This is a genomic window from Subtercola vilae (genome assembly GCF_004923255.1).
Taxonomy (GTDB): domain Bacteria; phylum Actinomycetota; class Actinomycetes; order Actinomycetales; family Microbacteriaceae; genus Subtercola; species Subtercola vilae.
In genome coordinates, this window is sequence record NZ_QYRT01000089.1 from 1 (window position 1) to 2,575 (window position 2,575).

Consider the following 2,575-nt stretch of genomic DNA (forward strand, 5'->3'; position numbering starts at 1 on the left):
TGAGTATCCGCTCTTGTGGGCACCGCTTTTGATGCGGGTGAGCACCGTTGTTCAGGTGCTTGGTTTGCGTCGTTCAGCACCATGATCGGTGTGGTTGAGCACCACCTGTGAAGCTCCTCCCACCATGTGATGGCCACGTGGTGGGAGGAGTACCGGTAATGGTACGGAAGATCAAGGCGAAGCTCGTGTTGCAGCTGCGTAATCAGGGCTTGTCGCGACGTGCGATCGAGTCGGCTCAGGGGATGTCGCGGCATAGCATCCAGGCGGTACTCGACGCGGCGGAGCGGCTGGGGTTGGGCTGGGATGACGTCGCGGAGTTGTCGGAGGCTGAGACGTATTCGACATTGTTTCCCGGCCGCGGGGTTCGGGAGAGTGTCTTCGCAAAACCGGACTGGTCGCGGGTCCACGCCGAGCTGGCCCGGGTCGGGGTGACGTTGAAGCTGCTGCATCAGGAATATGTCGACACGTGTTCCCGGGCGGGCCAGGCGGTCATGAGTTACGACCGGTTCTGCCGCCTGTATGGCGAGTACGCTGCTGTTTTGGGTGCGACATCGCGGGTCGGTCACAAGGCCGGCCGAAGTGTCGAGGTCGACTGGTCCGGGCCCACGATGCAACTGCTGGATCCGACAACGGGTGAGGTGTCGAAGGTGTACCTGTTCGTCGCGTGTCTGCCGTTCAGCCGGTACGCGTTCGTGGAGGCCACGTTGGATATGCGGCAGGAATCGTGGCTGCGCGCCCACACGGCGATGTTCGCTTTCTTCGGCGGCACTGTCCCGCGTCTGGTGCCCGACAACCTGAAGACCGGCGTCATCTCCCACCCTCGCGAGGGTGAGGTCGTGCTGAACGACGCGTACCGTGAGCTGGCCGCGCATTACTCCGCCGCAGTGTTGCCGGGCAGGGTTCGGGCGCCGAAGGACAAGGCCAGTGTTGAGAACACGGTCTCTCATGTCGCGACGTGGGTGATCGCGGGTTTGCGTCATGAGCAGTTCACGTCGTTGCCGCAGTTACGGGCCCGGATCGGAGAGCAGGTCAGTGCGTATAACCGAGAGCCGTTCCAGAAACGAGACGGCTCCCGCCTCAGCGTGTTCCTGGCCGAGGAGAAGCCGCTGCTGCACCCACTGCCCGCGGCGCCGTTCGAGATCAGCACCTGGGCCTATAAACGTAAGGTGAACAAGAACGCCCACGTGGTGTGGGCGAGGAACTTCTACTCCGTTCCCTTCAGCCACATCGGCGCCAGCGTTGATCTTCGTATCACCGAGACGATGCTGGAGGTGTACCGGGGCGACGAACGTCTGACCAGCCACCTCCTGCTGCCGGCCACGACGTCCAACCAGTATCAGACGAACGACGCCGACCTTCCCGCGGGGCGCAGCTTCCAGGCCTGGGACCGGGCCCGGATCGAGGAATGGGCGGCCAGGATTGGGCCGGCCACGGTGACGGTTGTGGGGAAGATCTTCGAGGCCGCCAGTATCGAGGAGGCGGGCTACGACCCTGCGTTGGCGGTGCTGCGGCTGTCCCGCCGGTTTTCCTCGGCCCGGGTCGAAGCGGCCTGCGTGCTGGCTTTGCGCGGGCCGATCCGTTCACCGCGTTATGCGCACCTTCGACCTATCTTGGACACCGGGCAAGACAAAACGGGCCACGCCCCCGACGAGCCTGAGGGTGATGGTGGCGGCTACGTCCGCGGCAGCGCCTACTACGCCGGAGGTGCCCGATGAGCGCCCTGGACGCAGAGACCAAACGCAAACTCCGAGAGATGAACGCCGGCGAGCTGCTCGAAGCGATCACCACGCAGGACGAGACCCTCAGCATCAGTTTGTCGTTCGAGGAACGCGTCCGGTTGGTCGTCGATGACGCCTACTCGGCCTTCACCCACTCGAAAGTCGCCGGCCTGATCCGGCGGGCAGGGCTGAGGTACCCGAACGCGGACCTTCGCCGCGTCGATCTGCTTCACGAACGTGGCCTCAGTCGGGAGGTCTTGACTCAGCTCGGTACCTGCTCGTTCGTGACGAGGCAGCAGAACGTCGTTTTCCAAGGCTTCACCGGGTCGGGGAAATCGTATTTGGGCTGCGCGATCGCTAAACGCGCCTGCGAGCACCGGATCCGCGCGCATTACGTCCGCATGCCCGACCTCGAGGAAGCCTGGGTCGCCGCGCAAGACAGCACCGGCGGCAGCGGCAAGTTCCTCAGGAAATACGCCTCGTTCACGCTGCTCGTCATAGACGAGTGGCTCTTGGACCGCCCCACGGAATCGATGCGCGGCATGCTGCTCGAGCTGATGGAACGCCGCTACGGCGAAACGTCGACAGTGTTCTGTACCCAATACCAGCAGAAGGACTGGCACCAACGCCTCGGCTCCGGCGTCCACGCCGACGCGATCATGGACCGCATCATCCACAACACCATCACGGTCGAGACCGGCACCCACAACATGCGCGAACACACCGCCCACGCCACGACCTGACCATCGCGCGTCAGCACCGGTGGTACCCAAACCGCGCCACCACTGGTGCTGACCCGCACAATCAGTGGTGCCCAACCACACGATCAGGTGGTGCTCAAAGCCTCAAATACTCAC

At 63.8% G+C, this 2,575-nt stretch carries 2 protein-coding genes; both read left to right on the forward strand.

The genetic code is table 11. The annotated features are described in order from the left end of the window. Nucleotides 1-158 precede the first annotated feature (158 nt). Nucleotides 159-1,715: an IS21 family transposase gene (istA, locus tag D4765_RS18900; RefSeq protein WP_136643854.1), complete on the forward strand. Its 1,557-nt coding sequence runs from the start codon at nucleotides 159-161 to the stop codon at nucleotides 1,713-1,715. Next, nucleotides 1,712-2,461 carry an ATP-binding protein gene (locus D4765_RS18905; RefSeq protein WP_136643855.1) on the forward strand — a complete coding sequence of 250 codons (750 nt, stop codon included), beginning with the start codon at nucleotides 1,712-1,714 and terminating at the stop codon, nucleotides 2,459-2,461. The genes istA and D4765_RS18905 overlap by 4 nt, the downstream gene beginning before the upstream one ends. Nucleotides 2,462-2,575 lie beyond the last annotated feature (114 nt).

Excerpts from the sequence above, each read along its gene's own strand:
- istA (WP_136643854.1), top strand. The coding sequence starts at position 159 with ATGGTACGGAAGATCAAGGCGAAGCTCGTGTTGCAGCTGCGTAATCAG.
- D4765_RS18905 (WP_136643855.1), top strand. The coding sequence starts at position 1,712 with ATGAGCGCCCTGGACGCAGAGACCAAACGCAAACTCCGAGAGATGAAC.